The sequence below is a fragment of the Streptomyces sp. NPDC003011 genome (genome assembly GCF_053591515.1).
In genome coordinates this window covers 39,215-60,740 of the sequence record NZ_JBSFTY010000005.1, presented here as the reverse complement: position 1 = coordinate 60,740, position 21,526 = coordinate 39,215, and the positions used below count along the sequence as shown (strand labels likewise).

Genomic DNA, 21,526 nt, shown 5'->3' with positions numbered 1-21,526 from the left:
ACATGACCAGCATCACGGAACCCATCGAGCCGCTGTCGGTCGAGCAGCTGTCGGAGACCACCCTGCTGCGGTTCGCCACCGCCGGGTCCGTCGACGACGGCAAGTCCACCCTCGTCGGCCGGCTCCTGCACGACTCCAAGTCGATCCTCACCGACCAGCTGGAGGCCGTGGAGCGCGCCTCGGCGAGCCGCGGGCAGGACGCGCCGGACCTCGCGCTGCTGACCGACGGCCTGCGGGCCGAGCGGGAGCAGGGCATCACCATCGACGTGGCGTACCGCTACTTCGCCACGCCCCGGCGCCGGTTCATCCTCGCCGACACGCCCGGTCACGTGCAGTACACCCGCAACATGGTGACGGGTGCCTCCACGGCCGAGCTGACGGTGATCCTGGTCGACGCCCGCAACGGCGTCGTCGAGCAGACCCGCCGGCACGCGGCCATCGCCGCGCTGCTGCGGGTGCCGCACGTGGTCCTCGCCGTGAACAAGATGGACCTGGTGGACTACCAGGAGCCGGTGTTCGCGGCGATCGCCGAGGAGTTCACGGCGTACGCGACCGAGCTGGGCGTCCCCGACGTCACCGCGATCCCGATCTCGGCGCTCGCCGGCGACAACGTGGTCGAGCCGTCCGCGACCATGGACTGGTACGGCGGCCCGACCTTCCTGGAACACCTGGAGACGGTCCCGGTCGCGCACGACCTCAGCCACTGCCACGCCCGGCTGCCCGTGCAGTACGTGATCCGGCCGCAGACCGCCGAGCACCCGGACTACCGGGGCTACGCGGGCCAGATCGCCGCCGGTTCCTTCCGCGTCGGCGAGTCGGTCACCGTGCTGCCGTCCGGGCGGGCCACGAAGATCGCCGGCATCGACCTGCTCGGCAAGCCGGTCGGCATCGCCTGGACGACACAGTCGGTCACCGTCCTGCTGGAGGACGACATCGACATCTCGCGCGGTGACCTGATCGTGCCCAGCAAGGACGCGCCGCCCACCACCCAGGACATCGAGGCGACCGTCTGCCACGTCGCCGACGCGCCGCTGACCGTCGGCCACCGGGTGCTGCTCAAGCACGGCACCCGCACGGTGAAGGCGATCGTCAAGGACATCCCGTCCCGGCTCACGCTCGACGACCTGTCCCTGCACCCGCACCCCGGACAGCTCGTCGCCAACGACATCGGCCGGGTGAAGATCCGGGCCGCCGAACCGCTGCCGGTCGACTCCTACGCGGACTCGCGGCGCACCGGCTCGTTCATCCTGATCGACCCGAACGACGGCACCACGCTCACCGCGGGCATGGTCGGCGAGTCGTTCGCGTCCCCGGAGCCCGTCAAGGACGAGACCGAGGACGACGGGTGGGACTTCTGAGCATGAACACCACCGATTTCTACTCCTCGTTCGCGAAGGAGGGCGGCCGCGTCGGCAGCGGCGACCTCGGCAGCGGGCAGGGCGGAGTGGCGCGATGTGCGTGCTGACGTACGCGCACCGCTCGCGCGCCCTCACCTCCCACCGCCGTAGACGCCACCTGCCGACCACCCGGCCACGACCTGAGAGACCGTGACCGCCGGGCCGACGAGAGGAACACCTCCCGTGCCTGCCAGCACCGCCCTACGCCGCACCCTCGCGGTCCTGACCGCCCTCCCGCTGCTGGCCCTCGCCTCCTGCGGTTACGGCTCGAAGGCCCAGGACGACGGCGCCGCCGAGGTGGCCGCCGGGGCGAAGAAGATCGACGGGCTCGACTCCGTCCGGATCGGCTACTTCGGCAACCTGACCCACGGCACCGCCCTCGTCGGTGTGCGCAAGGGCTACTTCCAGAAGGAACTCGGCGCGACCAAGGCCGCGTACCAGGTCTTCAACGCCGGCCCCTCGGAGATCGAGGCCCTCAACTCCGGCTCCATCGACATCGGCTGGATCGGCCCGTCCCCGGCGATCAACGGCTACACCAAGTCGGGCGGCAAGAACCTGCGGATCATCGGCGGTTCGGCGTCCGGCGGGGTGAAGCTCGTGGTCAACCCGGAGAAGGTCACCTCGCTCAAGGACGTCAAGGGCAAGACGATCGCCACTCCCCAGCTGGGCAACACGCAGGACGTGGCGTTCCTCAACTGGATCGCGGAGCAGGGCTGGAAGGTCGACGCGGAGAGCGGCAAGGGCGACGTCTCGGTGGTCCGCACCGACAACAAGGTCACCCCGGACGCCTACAGGTCCGGCTCGGTCGACGGCGCGTGGGTGCCCGAGCCGACCGCCTCCAAGCTGGTCGCCGAGGGCGGCAAGGTGCTGCTCGACGAGGCCGACCTGTGGCCGGACAAGAAGTTCGTGATCACGAACATCATCGTGCGGCAGGACTTCCTCAAGGAGCACCCGAAGGCCGTCGAGGCGGTGCTGAAGGCCTCCGTCGACGCCAACCAGTGGATCAACGCCAACCCGGACGAGGCGAAGGCGGCGGCGAACGAGCAGCTGAAGGCGGACTCGGGCAAGGCGCTGCCGGCCGCGGTCATCGACCCGGCGTGGGCATCGATCCGGTTCACCGACGACCCGCTGGCCTCCACCCTCAACACCGAGGCGGAGCACGCGGTCAAGGCGGGGCTGCTGGAGAAGCCCGATCTGAAGGGCATCTACGACCTCACGCCGCTGAACAAGGTCCTCAAGGCCGAGGGCGCGAGCACGGTCAGCGACGCCGGTCTCGGCGTCGGCTGATTCCGGTCCCGATGAGTTCCCAGGAGGTGACGACCATGGCCACGACCTTCGCCAAGGCCGCCGAGTCGGTGGAGCACGCGGCGCGCATCGAGCACGTCTCGAAGTCCTTCGCGGGCCCCGCCGGGCGGCAGCTCGTGCTGGACGACATCAGCATCGACGTCGCACCCGGCGAGTTCGTCACCCTCCTGGGTGCCTCGGGCTGCGGCAAGTCCACGCTGCTGAACCTGGTGGCGGGGCTGGACGAGCCCACCGTCGGGTCCATCACGACGGAGGGCCGTCCGGCCCTGATGTTCCAGGAGCACGCCCTGTTCCCGTGGCTGACCGCGGGCAAGAACATCGAACTGGCCCTGCGCCTGCGGGGTGTTCCGAAGAACGAACGGCGCGAGCGGACCGAGGAGCTGCTCGGGCTCGTCCGGCTGAAGGGCGCGTACGGCAAGCGCGTGCACGAGCTGTCGGGCGGTATGCGCCAGCGGGTGGCGCTGGCCCGCGCGCTCGCCCAGGAGAGCAACCTGCTGCTGATGGACGAGCCGTTCGCGGCTCTGGACGCCATCACGCGGGACGTGCTGCACGACGAGCTGACCCGTATCTGGGCGGAGACGGGCGTGTCCGTCCTCTTCGTCACGCACAACGTGCGGGAGGCGGTGCGGCTCGCGCAGCGGGTGATCCTGCTGTCGTCCCGGCCGGGCCGGATCGCGCGCGAGTGGACGGTCGACATCCCGCAACCGCGCCGTATCGAGGACGCGCCCGTGGCGGAACTGTCCGTCGAGATCACCGAAGTACTGCGTGGGGAGATTCGCCGCCATGGCCAGCACTGACACGACGACGACCGGGGAGGGGGCCAAGGGCGGCTCCGGACTGGGCGGCATCGAGGCGGGGCTCGACGCGTTGGAGAGCTCGGTCACCGGCCGGCCGCCGCTGCGGCAGACCTTCCGCGAGAAGATCTTCCCGCCGATCGTCGCCACCGTCGTGGTGCTCGCGATCTGGCAGGGGCTGATCTCCCTGAGGATCGTCGACGACGCGTCGAAGCTGCCCTCCCCCGGCGCCGTGTGGGCCGAGGCCGAGGACGCGTGGCTCAGGGGCACCCTGCTCGACTACATCTGGACCAGCGTCTCGCGGGGCCTGTTCGGCTTCGTGCTCGCCCTGATCATCGGCACACCGCTCGGCCTGATCGTGGCGCGGGTGAAGTTCGTGCGCGCGGCCATCGGCCCGATCCTGTCCGGCCTGCAGTCGCTGCCGTCGGTGGCCTGGGTGCCGGCCGCCGTGATCTGGCTGGGCCTGAAGCCGGAGATGATGTACGCGGTGATCCTGCTCGGCGCGGTGCCGTCGATCGCCAACGGTCTGGTGTCCGGCGTCGACCAGGTGCCGCCGCTGTTCCTGCGCGCGGGACGGACGCTGGGGGCGACCGGGTTGCGCGGCACGTGGCACATCGTGATGCCCGCGGCGCTGCCCGGCTACGTGGCGGGGCTGAAGCAGGGGTGGGCGTTCTCCTGGCGTTCGCTGATGGCCGCCGAGATCATCGCGCAGGCGCCCGACCTGGGCGTGGGCCTGGGGCAACTGCTGGAGGTGGGCCGTACGAACAGCAGCATGGCCACGGTCTTCCTCGCCATCCTGCTCATCCTGTTCGTCGGGATCGCCATCGACCTGCTGATCTTCAGTCCGCTGGAGCGGTGGGTGCTGCGCACCCGCGGTCTGCTGGTCAAGGGCTGAGTCCCGTGTACGCCATGGACAGGAAGCCGGTCCTGCTGGTCATCGCCCACGGCAGCCGCGACCCGCGGCATGCCGCGACGGTGCACGCCCTGGTCCGCCGGGTGCGCTCGCTGCGCCCGGACGTACGGGTGGAGACCGGCTTCCTGGACTTCAACGTCCCGTCGGTGCAAGGGGTGCTGGAGTCGCTGGCGGCACAGGGCGTACGGGAGGTGGTGGCCCTGCCTCTCCTGCTGACCCGCGCGTTCCACGCGAAGGCGGACATCCCGGCGGTGCTGCGGGACGCGCCGCCGCGGCTGCGGATCCGGCAGGCGCAGGTGCTCGGCCCCTCGCCGCTGCTGCTCGCCGCCCTCGAACGGCGGCTGTACGAGGCCGGGCTGACGCCCGCCGACAAGTCCTCGACCGGGGTCGTGCTGGCCTCGGCGGGGTCCACCGACCCGGAGGCGATCGCAGTGATCGCTGATATCGCGCGGGAGTGGCGGCACACCGGTTGGTGCGCCGTGCGGCCTGCGTTCGCCTCCGCTGGTTCTCCCGCGGGGTTCCCCCGCACCGAGGACGCGGTAGGCGAACTCCGGGCGCTGGGATGCTCTCGTGTCGCGGTCGCACCGTACGTCCTGGCCCCCGGCTTCCTCCCCGACCGCATCGCGCGGGGCGCGGCCGGGGCGGATGTCCTGGCGGAGGTGCTGGGACCGGCGCCGGAGGTGGCGCGGGTACTGCTGGAGCGGTACCAGGCGGCGCGCAGGCCGCTGCTGGCGGCCGTGGGAGCCTGACGGCGCGGTCCGCACGGCACGCCCGCCGGCCCGGCACGGCTGGGCCGCCGACCCCGTAGCGTCGAACGGTCAGGCGGGTTTCGAGCACGGGTGCGGACGGCCGCCGTCCACCGTCCCCGGCGTCCGCTGCCGGGGTGTGCGTCCGCTCGCGGCCAGGGCCCGGTCGAACGGCGGGGCGCCGGCCGGCACCGGCACCGGGTCGGCGAAGCCGTCGTAGCCGGTAGAGGCCGCCGTGGGTGAGGACGAGCCGGGGACGGGCCGGGCGGCGTACGCCTCGGCCCGCTCCGGACCGGCGGTGAAGTCGCGCGCGACCAGCTCGTCGGGGAGCTGCTTGCGGCAGGGCGCGGTGCTCCAGGCCGTGCGAGGTGTACAGGACACGGTGGTTCACCAGGGCACGCACGTCCCAGCCGGCGCAGTGGGTGGGCTCGCCGCTCGAACGAACGCGACAGCGCGGGCGCCCTCAGACAGCCGTCATCTCCACGAGCTTGAGGACGGTGTTCCAGTTGCGGCTGGTGGCGATCACGCCCTTGTTCAGGCGGGGCTTGGCGAGGCGCTCGGCGAGCTTGGAGCGGCCGAGGCCGTCCGGGGCGTACAGGTACAGACAGCGGTCGCCGAGGCGGAACTCCTCCGGGAGATGGGCGGCCCGGTCGATCTCCGCGAAGCGTTCCTCGCCGACCGGGGCGGAGAAGTAGGTGACGTGGAGCTGTCTGGGCTGCAGGTCGGCGGCCGGGAACGGGCAGGAGCCGGCGACCGCCGCCAGGTAGGCGTGGTCGCGCACGATCACGTCGACCGCGAAGCCGAACCGGCCGCCGATCGCCCGCGTCAACTCGGCGGCCAGCGACTCCTCGTCCCCGTGGTCACTGGCGAAGGCGGCCTGGCCGCTCTGCAGATAGGTGCTTACGCGGTGGTGGCCGAGACCCTCCAGCAGCACGCGCAGTTCGGCCATCGGCACCTTCTTGCTGCCGCCCACGTTGATCCCGCGCAGCAGCGCCGCGTACGTCGTCGTCATCCGCACACCATAAAGCGGCCGTCCTGCCCCGTGGCCGTGGGCGCGGGCACCGTGTCCGGCGCACCGGGCACTCCGGTAGATGTAAGGGACCCCTGTCCTACCCAGTGGGGAGAGCGGAGCGCCGGGGGGATGATGTCGGCCCGCCGCACCTCACCGGGCAGCACGAGGAGATGGCTTTATCCGGCCCATACCGTCGAACTGAAAGGTGGCGGCAGGGGGCTGCCACCGCTCACGAGGGGGCATGTCCATCATGGCGAACGGAGACATACGGGTGCGGGGGCTGGCCGCCCGGGCCGGCGGCTGGAGCGCCCGGCACCGATGGGCCGCCGTCGGGATCTGGATGCTGTTCGTCGTCCTGGCGATGGGGCTCGGTTCGGCTGCGGGCCGGGTCGACGTCAAGGACAGCGACCAGCTGAAGGGCGAGACCCACACCGCCGCCAAGATCAGCGAGGATGCCGGGATCGACGAACCGGCCAGTGAGTCGGTGCTGATCCAGGCCAAGGACGGTGACCTCAAGGCCACCGACGCCGAGTTCCGTGCCGCCGTCGCCGCGGTCGTCGAGGCCGTCGAGGGGACCGGCGAGGTCACGGGCGTCACCTCGCCGTACGACACGGACACCCTCTCGAAGGACGGCCGCAGCGCGCTGGTGCAGTTCGACATGCGCGGCGAGTCGGACACCGCGGGCGAGCGGGTCGAGCCGGTGCTGAAGGCCGTGGAGGGGGTGCAGAAGGAGCACGGGTCGCTGCGGATCGAGGAGCTCGGCGGCGCCAGCATGATGAAGACGTTCGACGACGCGTTCGGGGACGACTTCAAGAAGGCCGAGTACTCCGCGGTGCCGGTGGCCCTCGGCATCCTGCTCATCGCCTTCGGCGCGCTGGTCGCGGCGCTGCTGCCGGTGCTGCTGGCCGTCACCGCGATCATGGCGACGATGGGCCTGATGGGCCTCGTCAGCCATGTGATGCCGATGAGCGAGACCGCCAACTCCGTGATGCTGCTGGTCGGTCTGGCCGTCGGTGTCGACTACTGCCTGTTCTATCTGCGCCGCGAGCGCGAGGAGCGCGAGGCCGGCCGGGACGCGCAGACGGCCCTCAGGATCGCCGCCGCGACCAGTGGCCGCGCGATCGTGGTCTCCGGTGTCACGGTGTGCGTGGCGATGGCGGGCATGCTGTTCACCGGGCTCGCCGAGTTCGAGGCGATGGGCCTGGCCTCACTGATGGTCGTGGCGGTCGCCATGGTCGGGTCCGTGACCGTCCTGCCGGCGCTCCTGTCCCTGCTGGGCGAGCGGGTCGAGAAGGGCCGTCTGCCCTTCCTGCGCCGGCGCAGCCGGAACGGCGGCGGCCATGACAGCCGGTTCTGGACGGCCGTGCTGAAGGGTGTGCTCGCCAGGCCCGTCGTCTCCGTGGTGGTGGCGGCCGGCGCGCTGCTGGCGATCGCGGCGCCCGCGGTCGGCATGAAGACCCAGAACCTCACCCTGGACCAGGAGTTCGGTGACTCGCTGCCCATCGTGCAGACGTACAACCGGATCAACGACGCCTTCCCGGGCGGCTCCGAGCCGGCCGAGGTGGTCGTCAAGGCGGACGACATCAACGCGCCCGAGGTCAAGGACGCCCTCGCCGCCTTCAAGGCGCAGGCGGTGGCCTCCGGTGCCTCGCGCGGCCCGGTCGAGATCACGCTGCACGACCAGCAGAACATCGCCTTCGTGTACGTCCCGCTGGTCGGCGGTTCCGACCTGGACAAGGCGGGCGTGAGCCTGGACAAGCTGCGCGACGAGGTGCGGCCCGCCACGCTCGGCAAGGTCGACGGTGTCCAGGCGCCGATCACCGGACAGGTCGCCGGTTCGAAGGACTTCAACGACCAGCTGGCCGGAGCCGTCATCCCGGTCTTCGCCTTCGTCGTGGTCTTCGCCTTCGCGCTGATGCTGCTGTCGTTCCGCTCGCTGACGATCGCGATCACCTCGATCGTGCTCAACCTGCTGTCGGTGGGCGCGGCCTACGGCATCCTCGTCGGCGTCTTCCAGCACGGCTGGGGCGCGTCGCTGGTGGGCGCGGAGGGGGTCGGCGCGATCATCACCTGGCTGCCGCTGTTCCTCTTCGTGATCCTGTTCGGCCTGTCGATGGACTACCACGTGTTCGTGGTCTCGCGGATCCGTGAGGCGCGGCTGCGCGGCCGTACGACCCACGACGCCATCCAGCACGGGGTGGTCACCACGGCCGGGGTCGTCACGAGCGCCGCCGTCATCATGGTCGCCGTGTTCGCGATCTTCGGCACGCTGTCCATGCAGTCCATGAAGCAGATGGGTGTCGGCCTCGCGGCGGCGGTGCTGATCGACGCGACGATCATCCGGGGCGTGCTGCTCCCGGCGGTGATGGCGCTGCTCGGCGAGCACAACTGGTACCTGCCGAAGTGGCTGCACCGGCTGCCGGACCTCACCCACGACGAGGCGCCACAAGCCGTGGTGCGGCCCGTGGTGCGGGACGACGAGGGTGAGCGGCTGGGGGTCTGAACCCTCCGTCACCGAATTCCCCACAGCTGAGGGCCCGTTGGTCACCGGGGAGCCAACGGGCCCTCTCCCGTGCGTCGTTACGGCAGTTCGGCCTCGATGAGGTCGGCCGCGCGCCGGGTGCCGCCCTCCTCGGCCATCTCCGCCTGGATGCGCCTGAGCCGGCGGGCGACCCCGGGGTCGTCGACGAGCGCGAGGGCGGCGTCCCGCAGCGCGTCGGCGGTGGCCTGCCCGGCGTCGAGGCGACGGGCGACCCCGAGGGCCTGGAGCATGTCGGCGTTGCCGAACTGGTCGACGGCCTGCGGTACGGCGATCATCGGCGTGGCCGTGGCCAGACCCTCCTGGCTGCCGCCCGCTCCGGCGTGCGTGACGAACAGGTCGGCCTGCCGGAGGACCGCCAGCTGCGGGACCCACGACCGTACCTCGACGGTGTCCGGTACGTCGCCCAGCTCGGCGGGGTCGACGTGCCTGCCGATCTGCAGCACCAGGTGCCAGCCCCGCAGCTCGCCGAACGCCTTGACGCACTCCCGGTAGAAGCCCGGCCGGCTGGTGAAGGCGGACCCGAGCGAGACGAGGACCACCTTCTCGGCGTCGGCGGGCCGCCGCCAGTCGCCCTCGGCGGCCCGGTCGCCCTGGCAGGCGCCGACAAAGGTGTACACGCTCTCCTTGACCCGGTCGGCGTTCGGCTGCAGCACTCTGGGGATCAGGACGAGGGAGCGGGCGGGCCGGCCCACGAACTGGTCCGGGTGCCGGGTGATCCCGTTCTCCTCCAGCCAGGCCTGGAAGCGGGCGTAGTAGGCCTGCCCGCGCTCGGTCTTCTTCGGCTCCGCCCACATCGGCTCGGCGACCTCCTCCTCGTAGCCCTCCCAGGCGACGAGGTTGGGGGAGAGGGAGATCGCGGGCACGCCCCAGCGGTGGGCGAGGACCATGGCCGGGTAGGCGGTGATGTCGTGCAGCACGAGGTCGGGGCGGTCGCCCTCGTACGCCTCGGTCAGCTGCGGCAGCGCCTGGACGGCGTCGGCCAGGAAGGGCTCCACGTTGTCCAGCAGGGTGGTGCCCCAGGCCGCCGGGTCGGCGTCGGGCCCGGGGAGCGTCGAGTGCCACGGCTTCACCTCGGCACCGGTCTCGGCGGCCTTCTCGGCGAACGCGGGCGGAATCGCGTAGGTGACCCGGTGCCCGCGCGCGACGAGCTCGCGGATCACCTCCAGGCTCGGGTTCACGTGGCCGTGGGCGGCGATGGAGAACATGGCGATGTGGGCGGGGCGACTGGTCATGACGTGACCGTACGCGAGACGATACGTCTCGTGCAACATGATGGCCGGAACGGGGTGGCCGGTCGTTCCGCAGTCCAGCCCGGCCGGTCGGCGAGGACGCCCTCGGCCTGGGCACGGGCGGCGAGGTCAACCGCGACATGGCCGGGAGCGGCATGGTCCCCCTCGGGCACCGGCCGGCCACGGCCGCGTCGGCCGTCCCGGCCCGGGGCGACCGGCCCCCGCGATGACGCGGCGGATCAAGGGGGTGCGGGGCCGCGTGCCCGCTGTCCGGCCGTCCGGCGGGGAGGGACGGTACGCCACCGGTCCGGCCGTTCCCTGAGTGCGGGCGCTCAGCGCTGGTACCGGGCCAGCACCAGGTTGCCGTCCTCCTCCAGCCGTTCCCGCAGTTCGCCGAGGCCGATCGCCCCGCTGTAGTACTCCTGCAACGCGGGGGTGGCGACCTTGTCCTTCCACTCCGGGTAGCCGCGCACGGACTGGGCGGGCGCGGGACGCAGCCGCGCGGCGAGGGCGGTGCCGGTGGCCCAGCCGTCCTTCGCGGTGTGCAGGGCGGGGTCCTTCAGCGCCTGGGTGCCGGTGGGCAGCATCCAGTCGCCGAGAGCGAGCCGGACCATGTTCGCGGGCCGGAGCAGGAAGTCGAGGAACGCGACGGCCTCCTTCTTGTGCGGGCTGTCCTCGGCGACGGACAGGGTCTGCGGGCTGACCCCCTGGGTGAGCCCGCCGGCGCCGGCCGGGGCGGGCAGGACCTGCCAGTCGAAGCCCTTCGGTGCCTGCTGGGTGATCTGCTGACGGTAGGAGAAGCCGAGCGGGACCATGGCGTACCTGCCGCCGAAGAAGCCGGGCAGGGTGTCCGAGCCGCCGCTGCCGAGGGTGGTCGGCGAGGCGCTGCGGTCGGTGGTGGCCTGGTCGTGGATGGTGCGCGGCACCACCTCGTCGGCGGCCCCGAAACGGACCGTCACCTTGCCGTCCGCATCCCGGTGGAAGAGCCGTCCGCCCGCCGACAGGGACAGGTTGAGGGTCGCGGAGACCGGCTCCTTGAGCGGCCAGGCCACGCCGTACTTTCCGTCGCCGCTGAGCCGCTCGGTGATGTGCCGGAACTCCGGCCAGGTCCAGGGGTGTTCGGGGGTGGGGATCCGTACGCCCGCCTCCTTCAGCCAGGTCCGGTTGGCGATGAGGACGCGCGGTTCCTGGAGGAACGGGACACCGTAGATCCCGTCGCCGAAGGTCGTCGTGTCCCAACTGCGCCGCGGGATGTCCGTCTTGAGGCGCGCGGGCAGCAGGTCGGTCAGATCGGCGAGGTAGCCGCCGTACGCGAAGTCCGCGAGGTCGTCGGAGGCGTCGTGGATGATGTCGGGCGCCTCACCGCCCTCGAAGGAGGTGAGCAGCTGGTCGTGCACGCTGTCCCAACTGCCCTGGACATACTCGACCTTGACGTCCGGGTGGGCCGCGTTCCACTCCTCGACCAGGTCCCGGTTCACCTCGACGGACTCCTGCTGCCAGGCGAGGGACTGGAAGCGCAGGGTGACGCGGCCGTCGTCGCCGCCGCTGCCCGAGGTGCACGAGGTGAGGAGCAGCAGCCCCGTGACCAGCGCCGTGATCCGTCCTCGGCGCATCAGCTCTTCACCGCCCCGGTGAGCATGCCGCCCGTGATCCGCCGTTGGATGACCGCGAAGACGACCAGTGAGGGAAGGGTGGCGAGGAAGGCGGCGGCGGCCAGCGGGCCGAGGTCGGCGACGCCCTCCGCACCGATGAAGTGGGTGAGGACGACCGGCAGGGTCTGCTTCTCCGGCGTCTTCAGCAGCACCAGCGCGAAGAAGAACTCGTTCCACGCGGTGATGAACGCGAACAGGCCCGTCGCCACGATCCCCGGCGCCAGCAGCGGCGCGGTCACCGACACCAGCGTGCGCAGTCGTCCGGCCCCGTCGACCGCCGCCGCCTCCTCCAGCTCGGCGGGCACGGCACGGACGTACCCGACGAGCATCCACAGCGCGAACGGCAGAGCCCACACGACGTACACCATCACCAGCCCGGGCAGGGAGTTGATCAGCCGCAGGTTCTTCAGCACCAGGAACAGCGGGATGATCACCAGGACCAGCGGGAAGGCCTGGCTGACGACCACCCAGCCCGTCGCGGCCTTCGCGAGGCGGGAGCGGTGGCGGGCCATCACGTACGCCAGCGGGGTCGCGATCAGTACGGCGATCAGGGCGGCGCCGAGCGCGGCGAGCAGGGAGTTGCCCGCGGCGCGCAGCAGCGGCTGTTCGTCGAAGGCCTGCCGGAAGTTGGCGAGGGTGGGGTCCCGCGGGATCCAGGCGGGGTGCAGACTGCCCAGTTCCCGCGGCGACTTGAAGGCGGTGGAGACCAGCCACAGGAACGGGAAGGCGAGGAAGACGAGATACCCGAGCAGAGCGGTGTACTGGCCGGCCCGGCCGGCCGTGCTGGTCCTCACGCGTCATCCCCTCCCCTGAGCCGGCCCACCAGGAAGAGGGCCAGCAGTACCGAGATCACCGCGACCATCACGCAGCCCATCGCCGCCGCGTAGCCGAACTGGCCGTAGCGGAAGGCTTCTTCGTAGGCGAACAGCATGGGCAGGCGGGTGCGGCCGCCGGGTCCGCCGCTGGTCAGGACGTACACGAGGGCGAAGGCGTTGAAATTCCAGATGAAGTTGAGGGCGGTGACGGCGAGCGCGACCGGCCGCAGGGCGGGCCAGGTGACCGTCCGAAAGCGGCGCCAGGCGCCGGCGCCGTCCATCGCGGCCGCCTCGTGGAGTTCGCGCGGGGTGTTCTGCAGGCCGGCCAGCAGGGCGACCGTGGTCTGCGGCATGCCCGCCCAGACGCCGACCACGATCACCGCGGGCAGGGCGGTCGCGAGGCCGCTGAGCCAGTCCCGGCCGTCGCCGAGGCCGAGGTCGCGCAGGGTCTCGTTCAGGACACCGGCGTCCGGGCTGTAGACGAGCCGCCACATCACGCCGACGACCACCTCGGGCATGGCCCACGGGATGATCGCCAGCGCGCGGGCCAGCCACCGCAGACGCAGGTCCTGGGCGAGGAGGAGGGCCAGGCCGAGCGCGAGCAGGAACTGCGGGACGGTCACCCCGACCGCCCAGACCAGGCCGATCCGGAACGACTCCCAGAACAGCGTGTCGTGCAGCAGGTCCCGGAAGTTGAGGCCGCCGATCCACTGCGTGGGCTCGGTCCGCCCCGACTGGGCGTCGGTGAAGGCCAGCAGGATCCCGTAGAGCAGGGGGCCCACGCTCAGCAGCAGGATCGGGATCAGCGCGGGCAGCACCAGGAACCAGGCCCCGCGGTCGGGCGGCCGCCCGCCCCCGTCGGCACGCGACGCGCCCTGCGCCGGCCGCTTCGTCGCGGTCACCAATGTCACGTGATCGGCTCCTTCGCACGGCTCGTCACGCGTTCCGGGCCCCCGGCGGGCCCCCGTCATGGTCGTGAAGTCGCTGTACGCCGTCAAGGCACCGCGCACACCGGTCCGACCTGTGCGAATGCGACACTGACCGGCGGATGGCGGGAACCCGACCCCCGTCCGGGCGACCCCACGCGGGCAGGACGAGGCGGGACGTACGACGACACGGAGGCGGACGATGGACGAGGCACGGGCGCGGGACGTACTGGCCGCGGCGGGGGTGCTGCCCGGTGCGGCGCGGGACGCGCGGCTGCTCGCGCTGGGCGAGAACGCGGTGTTCGCCGCCGGTGACCTGGTCGTCAAGGTGGGCCGGGACGCCGAACTCCTCGACCGGGCCCGCCGTGAACTGGCTGTCGCGGTGTGGCTCGCCGAGGCGGACGTGCCCGCGGTACGGGCCGCGGATCCCAGGCCGCTGCTGGTCGAGGGGCACCCGGTGACGGTGTGGCACCGGCTGCCCGACCCGGTACGTCCCGCCGAACCGGGCGATCTGGCCGCGCTGCTCCGGCTGGTCCACGCCCTGCCCGCCCCTTCCTTCGGGCTGCCGCCCCGCGATCTGCTGGCCGGGGTGGAACGCTGGCTGCGCCTGGCGGGCGACGCGATCGACCCGGCCGACGCGGCCTACCTCCGGGAGCGCCGCGACGGCTTCGCGGCGGCCGCCGCCGCCCTCACCCCGCACCTGCCTCCGGGCCCGATCCATGGCGACGCCCTCCCCCGCAACGTCCATGTCGGCCCGGCCGGCCCGGTCCTCGTCGACCTGGAGACCTTCTCCACCGATCTGCGCGAACACGACCTGGTCGTCCTCGCCCTCTCCCACGACCGCTACGGTCTGCCCGCCGACGCGTACGCCTCCTTCACGCGGGTCTACGGCTGGGACGTCCGCGCGTGGGAGGGCTGCGGCGTCCTGCGCGGCGCCCGTGAGACCGCCAGCTGCGCCTGGGTCGCCCAGCACGCCCCGGCCGACCCGAAGGCCCTGGCCGAGTTCGAACGCCGGGTGGCCTCCCTGCGGGACGGGGACGAGACGGTGCGCTGGTATCCGTTCTGAGCGGACGCGGTGCCGGGGAACCCGCTGACCGTCCCCTCGTCGGATGGGGACGCTCCCTCGTCGGATGGGGGACGCTTTCCGGTGATCGAGCGTGAGTTCGCCGTCCGGCCGGCCGAGGCCCGGTTGGAGCAGCAGGCCCCGGGGCGGTTCGTGGTGTCCGGTGCCGAGAAGCACGCGCTGGCGTGGATCGTCTTCCACGACTCGGCTCAGGGGTCCGTCGCGGAATCCTCGCCCGAGGCGTGAGCGTCGCGGTCCCGGATGACGCGTGCGGCGCGCCGCAGTTCCGTCAGGACCGTGCGGACCGCTTTGCGCGCGGTGCGTTCCGGGCGGTGGAGGGCGTCGATGTGGCGGCGGGCCTGCACGCCGGCGAGCGGTCTGAGGACCAGGGCGGGGTGCGGGCGGGTCGTCCAGCGCGGCATCAGCGCGAGTCCGCCGCCGGCGGCGACGGCTTCGGCGGCGACCGCGAACTCGTTGATGCGGTGGACCAGTCGGAGCCCGCGGCCGGCCGCCGCGGCGATGGCCTCGATGGTCGCCATGACCGGGAAGCCGTCATGGACGGTGATCCACGGCTCGTCGGCCACGTCGGCGGGCGTGAGCCGTCGCTTCACGGCCAGCGGGTGGCCGGCGGGCAGTGCCACGTCCAGTGGTTCGCGCAGCAGCGTCGTCGCGGTCACCGCGCGGGGCCACGGCGGGGCGTGGTCGAGACGGTGGGCGAGCACGAGGTCGTACTCCCGGGTGAGCCGGGGGAAGTCGTCCTGGGCCACGTCCTCGTCGGCGAGCGCGAGCACCGGGTGCCCGGGACCGGCGAGGGCCCGCAGCAGCAGGGGGAAGAAGGCCGCGCCCGCGCTGTGGAAGGCCGCCACCGACACCTCGCCGTCCGGCCGGCCCACGAACTCCTCCACCGTGTGCCGGGCGCGTGCCAGTGCCGTCTCCACCTCGATGGCCGCGCCCGCCAGCGCCTGCCCGGCGTCCGTGAGCACCAGCCGCCGCCCGTCGCGCTCGGTCAGCGGCACCGGGACCGAACGCTGGAGCAGCCGCAGCTGCTGGGAGATCGCCGACGGGGTCACCAGCAGCGCCTCGGCGACCGCGGTGACACTGCCCAGTTCGCCCAGTTCCCGCAGGATCCGCAGCTGCCGTTCGTCCACGCCTCAGTGTAGAGGCACTCTGTAGCCGCGCTAAAAGATCGTTTAAGGAAGTGGCCCTGGGCTTCAGGGACCTTCGCGGTGCACGGTGGGCGGGTGCCCGATGCCCGCCGTACCGACGCGGTACTCCTCCTGGTCGCCCTCGTCTGGGGTTCCAGCTATCTGTCCGCCCAGACCGCCACCGCGGCCCTCCCCGTCCTGCTGGTCCTGCTCGTGCGGTACGCCCTGTCCGCCGTCGCCTGTCTCGGCCTGGTCGCCGTCCGCGGCGGAGCCCGGCGCGGTTCCCCCCGGTGGACCCGCGCCGAGCTGCGGGCCGGGGTGCCGCTCGGACTCACCCAGGCCGCCGTCCTGGTCGTGGAGACGTACGGCGTCGCCCACACCACCGCCGCGAACGCGGGGCTGATCATCAGCCTGACCATCGTCCTCACCCCCTTCCTCGACCGCACCGGTCACCCGGGCGGACTGCCGCCCGCCTTCTACGCCGCCGCCGGCGTGTGCGTCCTCGCCGTCGGGCTCCTCATGTCCGGCAACGGCTTCCACGCGCCCCGCCTCGGCGACCTGCTCATGCTCGGCGCGGCCCTCGTCCGGGCCGTGCATGTGGCCCTCATCGGCCGGCTCACCGCGGGCCGCGCGATACGCCCGCTCCAGCTGACGACCGTGCAGACCCTCGTCGGCTTCGTCCTGTTCCTGGCACCGGCCGGGCGTGACCTGCCGGACCTGGTCCGCGCCGACGCCGCGACCTGGGCCCAACTCGTCTATCTCGCCCTGTTCTGCAGTGTGTTCGCCTTTCTGGCACAGACCTGGGCGGTGCAGCGCACCTCCGCCAGCCGGGCCGGCCTGCTGCTGGGCACCGAGCCGATCTGGGCCGCCGCGGTGGGTATCGGCCTGGCCGGCGACCACTTCACACCGCTCACCGGCCTGGGCGCGTCGCTCATGGTCGCCGGAACGTACTGGGGGCAGGCCGTGGAGCGCGCCCACCGCGCCGCCGCCCTCCGCCCGACCGAGGGCCCGCCCCTCTCGGAGGACACCGCGGACCCACCTACGAAACTGACCAGCGCCTGATCTCCCGGTCACCCCGGTCACCCACCCCCAGGGCCGCGGCGGGCGGACCCGGCCGCCGTCCGGGCGCTGTGCGCGGCCCGACGCGTCGGCCTCAGTGACCCGGAGCCGGCCGAGCGGCCGACGCACGCGGTGCCCGGCACGTCCTCCCCTCCGGCTTCGGCCCCGGCCTCACAGTCGTCGCCGGCCCGAATGCCGGCGCGAATGCCGGGGCCGGCCGCTGCGTCACCTCACCACCGCGTGCCCGGACCGGGTTCCCCGCAGGTCGGGCGCCGACTGCGCACGGATCGCCCGCCCCGGGGTGAACCCCTCGGCAGTCCCCCGCCGGCCGACGGGCGGGCTCACACCGTCTCGTCGGCCGGCTCCCGCAGCGGCCACACGCCGTCCACCACCGCCGCCGCGTCGCCCTTGCGGCGCAGGAAGCTCTGGAAGTCCGCCGCCCACTCGGCGTACCACTCGACCTGGCGGCGGTGCAGTTCCGCCGGGCCGAGCCCCGCGACCTTGGGGTGGCGGTCGGCTATCGCGCAGGCCAGCCGGGCCGCGGCCAGGGCGTCGGCCGAGGCGTCGTGCGCGGCGTCGAGCACCACGCCGTACTCCTCGCAGACCGCTTCGAGGTTGCGCTTGCCTCGGCGGTAGCGGTCGGCCCAGCGGTCGATCGTGTACGGGTCGACGACCGGGGCGGGATCGAGGCCGCCGAGACGGTCACGCAGGGACGGCAGTCCGTGGCGCCGCAACTCGGCGGAGAGCAGGGTCAGGTCGAAGGCCGCGTTGTAGGCGACGACCGGAACACCCGTCTTCCAGTACGTCACCAGGACGTCCGCGATGGCCTCGGCGACCTGGTCGGCCGGCCTGCCCTCGGCGGTCGCCCGCTCGTTGCTGATCCCGTGCACCGCCACCGCGTCCGCCGGGATCTCCACGCCGGGATCCGCCAGCCACTCCCGGCGCCCCAGGGGCTGTCCGGCCCTGACCTCTATCACGGCGCCCGTGACGATGCGCGCCTCGCGCGGATCGGTCCCGGTCGTCTCCAGGTCGAAGCCGATCAGCAGCTCCCGGTGCCAGCCCATGGGCGGTCCCCCTTCGTGGTGGTGCTTTCCCCCAGTGGTCTCCACGATCCCATGCGCCACTGACAATCCGAGGACCGCATTCCGCTTGACCGGGCGGACAGTTCAGGACACCGGGAGCGAAACCCACCCAAGACCCACCCAGGCCACCAGGCCCGGTATCCCGGGCTCGGGCAGCGGGTCCGGGATACCGGAGGCCCATCAGGACACCGGCCGCGAATCCGCCCAGGCCGTCTCGAACTCCTCGCGGTACGTCGGGAAGAGGCCGGTCTCGTCGATCTCCCCCGGCTTGACCAGCCTGCTGCCGCCGCGCAGCACCAGCACCGGCGCCTCCATCCCCCGCGAGCGCCGCAGATAGGACTGCACCACGGCGACACCGTCCGTGCCGTCGCCGTCGACCAGGTACGCCGTGAAGCGGGGCGTCTCGTCGTACACCTGGATCTCGAAGGCCCCGGGGTCGCGCAGCTTGGAGCGGACCCGGCGCATGTGCAGGATGTTCATCTCGACGGCCCGGCTCAACTCGCCCCGCTTGATCCCGAGTTCCCGCTCGCGCCGCTTGACCGAGCTGGAGGCCGGGTTCAGGAACAGCAGCCGTACCCGGCAGCCGGACTCGGCGAGCCGCACCAGGCGGCGCCCGGAGAAGTTCTGCACGAGCAGGTTGAGGCCGATCCCCACGGCGTCGAGCCGGCGGGCACTGCCGAAGATGTCCTCGGCGGGGAACTGGCGCATCAGCCGCACCCGGTCCGCGTGCACGGCGACCACGTCCGCGTACCGGTCGCCGACGAGCTCCTCGACCGCGTCCACGGGGAGCCGGCGGGCGGAGGGCATGTCGCCGCCGGTGCCGAGCATCTCCAGCAGCCGGGCGGAGGCCCGCTCCGCCTGACTCAGGACCGCCTCGGACAGCGCCCGGTTGCGCGAGACGACGTTCCGGGTGACCTCCAGCTCGTCCAGGGCGAGTTCGACGTCCCGGCGGTCGTCGAAGTACGGCTCGAAGCACGGCCAGTGCTGCACCATCAGCTCACGCAGCTGCGGCAGGGTGAGGAAGCTGAGGACGTTGTCGTCGGCAGGGTCGAGCAAGTACCCCTTGCGGCGGCTGACCTCACGTACGGCGACCGCGCGCTGGACCCACTCCTGGCCGGCCGGACCGGCCGCGGCGACCACCCAGTCGTCGCCGTGGACGGGTTCGTAGATCGGACGCAGTACGGCGGCGACGACGGCACGCAGCCGCTGTTCGACGAGGTTCAGCCAGATGTAGGCCCGCCCCGCCCGCTGGGCGCGTGTGCGCACCTCGCGCCAGGCGTCGGCGTCCCAGTCCAGCTCCGGTCCGATCGTCGCTCCCGCGTCCATCGGCCGGGCCAGGGACACCGTGCCGGGCGGGGCGTCCGCGGAGTTCCCCTGGTGACCCTCGTCACCAGGGGGCAGCTCCAGCCCTCCCGAGCCCACCCGCGCACCGCCTTCCGCTCCCCCGAGCACTCCCCGTCCCGACGATCAAGGAAGGGTACTCCGGGAGCGGTCGGCGGTGCAGCCGGATGGACAGGTCGTTTCTCAACTACGCGGCTCCCATTCGCCGTTCTGCCACGCGAGGTCGGCGGGAGTGAGCGGATTCATAGCGGTGACGTCCCTGGGGGCGATGGAGAAGCCCTGCCAGTGGATCGGCATGGGCTGCTGGTCCTCGTCCCGGGCTATGTGGTGGAAGCCCACGTTCATCCAGACCACCGGGTGCGTGAGGGTCTGGCCGTTGACCCATTTGTCGACGGACGTGCCGCCGCAGCCGCCCGGGTTGTTGCTGGCGAACAGCTCGCAGTTGTTGTACTGGGTGAAGTAGAGGTCCCGCTTGGTGAAACTGCGGCCCGGGTACTTGGTGGTGACGCCGGGGACGATCTCGTACGAACGGGCGTGCCCGTCCTTGTTCTTGCCGGTCGCGCTGACCACCCGCCACCAGCGGTAGTTCTTGGTGTCGGCCGCGAGTTCCCTGGTGACCTTGGTACGGGTGGTTGTGGTGGTCGGGGCCTGCTCTCCGCGCGTGGGCGCGCTGACCGTCGAGTCGTACTGCTCGATCCCGTTCCCGGAGGAGCCGTCGAGGCCGAAGTCCAGGCGCCAGAAGACGTTGTGGCTGTGGCTGGTGGCCTTGGACTTGGCGCCCTTGCCGATGGGCCAACCGCGTCCGTCGCCGGCGTCGTAGTCCTCGTAGGAGAGGCTGCCGGTCGCGCCGACGTTCATGTTGACCGTGCCGTCGTCCTGGAAGCGCCACTCGGTCATGTACTCGTACCAGCCGACCTGGTTGACCGAGTAGACGAGCAGGTCCGTGCCCTGGGCCTGGTGGACCTTGTTCGCCGCGTCGCCCTGCATGCGGTAGGCGTGGCCGCGGGCGCGGGTGGTGGTGCACAGGCCCTTGACGTTCGGGTTCTGCGAGGTCCACAGGTCCGGCACCTTGACGGTCCTGATGGTGCCGCCGGGGCACTCGCCCGGCGCCAGGTTCATCAGCCCCTGGGCGAAGTTGTAGCCCGTCAGGTCGTCGAACTCCTGCTTCCCGTCGTCGTACGGGACGTGGATCTGGCCCAGGCGGGCGCTGTTGAGGACCTTGATCGGCTGCGCCTCGCCCTTGGGCTGGTAGGAGATGTTCTCCAGGACGAGCCCGGCCTTGTTGTCGTAGCGCCAGCACATCCGCCACGTGGTGCCGCCGGCGAGCTGCTGCTCGATGCGGTAGGCGGCGCTGCAGTCGGCGGCGGCCGCGACGGCGGCCTTCGGCTGGGCGGCGGCCGGTCCCGCGCCGGTCGTGGCCCCGGCGGCCAGCGCGGCCACGGACAGGCCGACGGCCGCCCGGGTGCGGGCACGGCTGATTCTGTTCACGTGCATGAAGAGGTGACTCCCTCGCAGGAGGTGCGGGTCTGGACAGGGGACGGAGAGCGGCTCAGCTGTCGATCTTGACGACCTTGCGGGCGCTCAGATCGATCACCACGGACCTGGCGTCGATCCACGGCCCGTTCTTGACCTTCGGGAACAGCCGCACGCACCGGTGCTCGCCGCACCGGTCGAGGGCGGCGGGCTGCCCGCCGGGCGTGGCCCGGTAGATCCCGCCGGTCACCAGCAGCTGATCCGCGCGGGTGAGCTCCTTGCCGGTGGCGTCCTTGTAGTCGGCCTTCAGGCCCGCGCCCAGCGGGTCAGCGATCAGCATGCTGACCGCTTCGACGTTCTCGGCCCGGGCCGGCGGCGGCTGGACGCCCTGCTGGGTCGCGGTGTCCACGACCTTCCCGCTGTCCAGGTCGACGGTCCTGGTGACGAGGGTGTCGTCCCGGTAGTCGTAGAACGTCACCTCGGCGCGCCGGGGCGCGTCCGGGTCGTCCACCTCGGCGGCCTCCGGCTCGGCGAGGTCGACGGTGAGGCGCTGCGGACCGCGGTCACCGTCGACGTCCTCGCTCGTGTCGATCAGCTGCCGGTTCACCGCGAGCTGCTCGACGCGGGTGATCTCGTCGTCGGTCAGCGGGTCACGGCCCGTGCCCTTCTCGCCCTCGGCGGGTGCCTGCTGGACGACTCCGGGCGCGACGGCCGCACCCTGGTCCTGCCCCTGGCTCTGCCCCGGCCCGGTCTGTCCCGCGGCCTGCCCGGCCGTCCGGGTGCTCCCCGTCTCGCCGGCCCCCGCCGTGCCCGGCAGGGTGATGCCGATCATCACGGCGGTCCCGGCCACCGCGACGGCCGCACCGGCCACCACCTTGCCCAGATGGCGGTGCACTATGTTGCGCACGTCTTCCCCCTACTCCCCCAAATGTCCCCGGGAGTACGTTTTTGCCCCACTGGTTTCGGTCCATGGCGCGGTCGTTGATCGCCACGGACACTGGTCGTCCGGTAAGAGGGAGGGAAGTCATAGGT

General features: G+C 72.2%; 19 protein-coding genes and 1 pseudogene. 9 read left to right on the top strand and 11 right to left on the bottom strand.

The window, feature by feature from the left end:
• The first annotated feature begins 2 nt into the window (after window positions 1-2).
• From ACWD0J_RS03975 to ACWD0J_RS03955, 5 genes are all read left to right on the top strand, one after another.
• Window positions 3-1,358: a sulfate adenylyltransferase subunit 1 gene (locus tag ACWD0J_RS03975; RefSeq protein WP_451494145.1), complete on the top strand. Its 1,356-nt coding sequence runs from the start codon at window positions 3-5 to the stop codon at window positions 1,356-1,358.
• Window positions 1,359-1,580: 222 nt separating this feature from the next.
• Window positions 1,581-2,684 (top strand): aliphatic sulfonate ABC transporter substrate-binding protein, encoded by a 1,104-nt coding sequence (locus ACWD0J_RS03970; protein ID WP_451494144.1) that lies wholly within the window; start codon window positions 1,581-1,583, stop codon window positions 2,682-2,684.
• 11 nt (window positions 2,685-2,695) lie between these two features.
• Window positions 2,696-3,499: an ABC transporter ATP-binding protein gene (locus tag ACWD0J_RS03965; RefSeq protein ID WP_451494143.1), complete on the top strand. Its 804-nt coding sequence runs from the start codon at window positions 2,696-2,698 to the stop codon at window positions 3,497-3,499.
• Entirely contained in the window at window positions 3,486-4,391 is a 906-nt protein-coding gene (locus tag ACWD0J_RS03960) for an ABC transporter permease (protein WP_451494142.1), read from the top strand. The genes ACWD0J_RS03965 and ACWD0J_RS03960 overlap by 14 nt, the downstream gene beginning before the upstream one ends.
• 14 nt (window positions 4,392-4,405) lie before the next feature.
• Window positions 4,406-5,158 carry a sirohydrochlorin chelatase gene (locus ACWD0J_RS03955; protein ID WP_451494141.1) on the top strand — a complete coding sequence of 251 codons (753 nt, stop codon included), beginning with the start codon at window positions 4,406-4,408 and terminating at the stop codon, window positions 5,156-5,158.
• Window positions 5,159-5,227: 69 nt separating this feature from the next.
• Here the strand turns inward: ACWD0J_RS03955 and ACWD0J_RS03950 are convergent.
• A pseudogene (locus ACWD0J_RS03950) lies at window positions 5,228-5,582 on the bottom strand (hypothetical protein); the annotation flags it as partial.
• A 36-nt stretch (window positions 5,583-5,618) separates the two neighbouring features.
• A complete protein-coding gene (locus tag ACWD0J_RS03945) occupies window positions 5,619-6,167 on the bottom strand; it encodes a DUF1697 domain-containing protein (RefSeq protein WP_451494140.1) in 549 nt (182 codons plus the stop codon).
• A gap of 250 nt (window positions 6,168-6,417) precedes the next feature.
• Between ACWD0J_RS03945 and ACWD0J_RS03940 the strand changes: the two genes are divergently transcribed.
• Window positions 6,418-8,670 carry an MMPL family transporter gene (locus ACWD0J_RS03940; RefSeq protein WP_451494139.1) on the top strand — a complete coding sequence of 751 codons (2,253 nt, stop codon included), beginning with the start codon at window positions 6,418-6,420 and terminating at the stop codon, window positions 8,668-8,670.
• A gap of 77 nt (window positions 8,671-8,747) precedes the next feature.
• Here ACWD0J_RS03940 and mgt read toward each other — a convergent pair whose 3' ends face one another.
• From mgt to ACWD0J_RS03920, 4 genes are all read right to left on the bottom strand, one after another.
• Window positions 8,748-9,980: a macrolide-inactivating glycosyltransferase gene (gene mgt, locus ACWD0J_RS03935; RefSeq protein WP_451494138.1), complete on the bottom strand. Its 1,233-nt coding sequence runs from the start codon at window positions 9,978-9,980 to the stop codon at window positions 8,748-8,750.
• Window positions 9,981-10,270: 290 nt separating this feature from the next.
• Complete coding sequence (locus tag ACWD0J_RS03930; RefSeq protein ID WP_451494137.1) at window positions 10,271-11,551, bottom strand: ABC transporter substrate-binding protein; 1,281 nt, start codon at window positions 11,549-11,551, stop codon at window positions 10,271-10,273.
• A complete protein-coding gene (locus ACWD0J_RS03925; RefSeq protein ID WP_451494136.1) occupies window positions 11,551-12,384 on the bottom strand; it encodes a carbohydrate ABC transporter permease in 834 nt (277 codons plus the stop codon). Before ACWD0J_RS03925 ends, ACWD0J_RS03930 begins: the two co-directional genes overlap by 1 nt.
• Window positions 12,381-13,316 (bottom strand): carbohydrate ABC transporter permease, encoded by a 936-nt coding sequence (locus ACWD0J_RS03920; RefSeq protein WP_451494135.1) that lies wholly within the window; start codon window positions 13,314-13,316, stop codon window positions 12,381-12,383. The genes ACWD0J_RS03925 and ACWD0J_RS03920 overlap by 4 nt, the downstream gene beginning before the upstream one ends.
• A 217-nt stretch (window positions 13,317-13,533) precedes the next feature.
• Between ACWD0J_RS03920 and ACWD0J_RS03915 the strand changes: the two genes are divergently transcribed.
• Window positions 13,534-14,397 carry a phosphotransferase enzyme family protein gene (locus tag ACWD0J_RS03915; RefSeq protein ID WP_451494134.1) on the top strand — a complete coding sequence of 288 codons (864 nt, stop codon included), beginning with the start codon at window positions 13,534-13,536 and terminating at the stop codon, window positions 14,395-14,397.
• A gap of 81 nt (window positions 14,398-14,478) precedes the next feature.
• Window positions 14,479-14,640 carry a hypothetical protein gene (locus ACWD0J_RS03910; RefSeq protein WP_451494133.1) on the top strand — a complete coding sequence of 54 codons (162 nt, stop codon included), beginning with the start codon at window positions 14,479-14,481 and terminating at the stop codon, window positions 14,638-14,640.
• On the opposite strand, the gene ACWD0J_RS03905 is transcribed toward ACWD0J_RS03910, so the two are convergent.
• Window positions 14,604-15,542: a LysR family transcriptional regulator gene (locus tag ACWD0J_RS03905; RefSeq protein ID WP_451494132.1), complete on the bottom strand. Its 939-nt coding sequence runs from the start codon at window positions 15,540-15,542 to the stop codon at window positions 14,604-14,606. The genes ACWD0J_RS03910 and ACWD0J_RS03905 overlap by 37 nt on opposite strands.
• Window positions 15,543-15,635: 93 nt before the next feature.
• Between ACWD0J_RS03905 and ACWD0J_RS03900 the strand changes: the two genes are divergently transcribed.
• Entirely contained in the window at window positions 15,636-16,601 is a 966-nt protein-coding gene (locus ACWD0J_RS03900) for a DMT family transporter (RefSeq protein WP_451494131.1), read from the top strand.
• Between the two features lie 338 nt (window positions 16,602-16,939).
• Here ACWD0J_RS03900 and ACWD0J_RS03895 read toward each other — a convergent pair whose 3' ends face one another.
• The 4 genes from ACWD0J_RS03895 to ACWD0J_RS03880 form a co-directional block, all read right to left on the bottom strand.
• Window positions 16,940-17,662, bottom strand: coding sequence for an exonuclease domain-containing protein (locus ACWD0J_RS03895; RefSeq protein WP_451494130.1), 723 nt, complete (start codon window positions 17,660-17,662; stop codon window positions 16,940-16,942).
• A 198-nt stretch (window positions 17,663-17,860) separates the two neighbouring features.
• A complete protein-coding gene (locus tag ACWD0J_RS03890) occupies window positions 17,861-19,102 on the bottom strand; it encodes an SAV2148 family HEPN domain-containing protein (protein ID WP_451494129.1) in 1,242 nt (413 codons plus the stop codon).
• Window positions 19,103-19,204: 102 nt separating this feature from the next.
• Window positions 19,205-20,515, bottom strand: a complete 1,311-nt coding sequence (locus tag ACWD0J_RS03885; RefSeq protein ID WP_451494128.1) for a copper amine oxidase — start codon at window positions 20,513-20,515, stop codon at window positions 19,205-19,207.
• 55 nt (window positions 20,516-20,570) lie between these two features.
• A complete protein-coding gene (locus ACWD0J_RS03880) occupies window positions 20,571-21,401 on the bottom strand; it encodes a Tat pathway signal sequence domain protein (RefSeq protein WP_451494127.1) in 831 nt (276 codons plus the stop codon).
• Window positions 21,402-21,526: the final 125 nt, after the last annotated feature.

Bases quoted from the DNA above. Each gene is read 5' to 3' on its own strand.
- ACWD0J_RS03930 (WP_451494137.1), bottom strand. From the start codon at position 11,551: ATGCGCCGAGGACGGATCACGGCGCTGGTCACGGGGCTGCTGCTCCTC.
- ACWD0J_RS03940 (WP_451494139.1), top strand. From the start codon at position 6,418: ATGGCGAACGGAGACATACGGGTGCGGGGGCTGGCCGCCCGGGCCGGC.
- mgt (WP_451494138.1), bottom strand. From the start codon at position 9,980: ATGTTGCACGAGACGTATCGTCTCGCGTACGGTCACGTCATGACCAGT.
- ACWD0J_RS03955 (WP_451494141.1), top strand. From the start codon at position 4,406: ATGGACAGGAAGCCGGTCCTGCTGGTCATCGCCCACGGCAGCCGCGAC.
- ACWD0J_RS03945 (WP_451494140.1), bottom strand. From the start codon at position 6,167: ATGACGACGACGTACGCGGCGCTGCTGCGCGGGATCAACGTGGGCGGC.
- ACWD0J_RS03885 (WP_451494128.1), bottom strand. From the start codon at position 20,515: ATGCACGTGAACAGAATCAGCCGTGCCCGCACCCGGGCGGCCGTCGGC.
- ACWD0J_RS03915 (WP_451494134.1), top strand. From the start codon at position 13,534: ATGGACGAGGCACGGGCGCGGGACGTACTGGCCGCGGCGGGGGTGCTG.
- ACWD0J_RS03960 (WP_451494142.1), top strand. From the start codon at position 3,486: ATGGCCAGCACTGACACGACGACGACCGGGGAGGGGGCCAAGGGCGGC.
- ACWD0J_RS03965 (WP_451494143.1), top strand. From the start codon at position 2,696: ATGAGTTCCCAGGAGGTGACGACCATGGCCACGACCTTCGCCAAGGCC.
- ACWD0J_RS03895 (WP_451494130.1), bottom strand. From the start codon at position 17,662: ATGGGCTGGCACCGGGAGCTGCTGATCGGCTTCGACCTGGAGACGACC.
- ACWD0J_RS03975 (WP_451494145.1), top strand. From the start codon at position 3: ATGACCAGCATCACGGAACCCATCGAGCCGCTGTCGGTCGAGCAGCTG.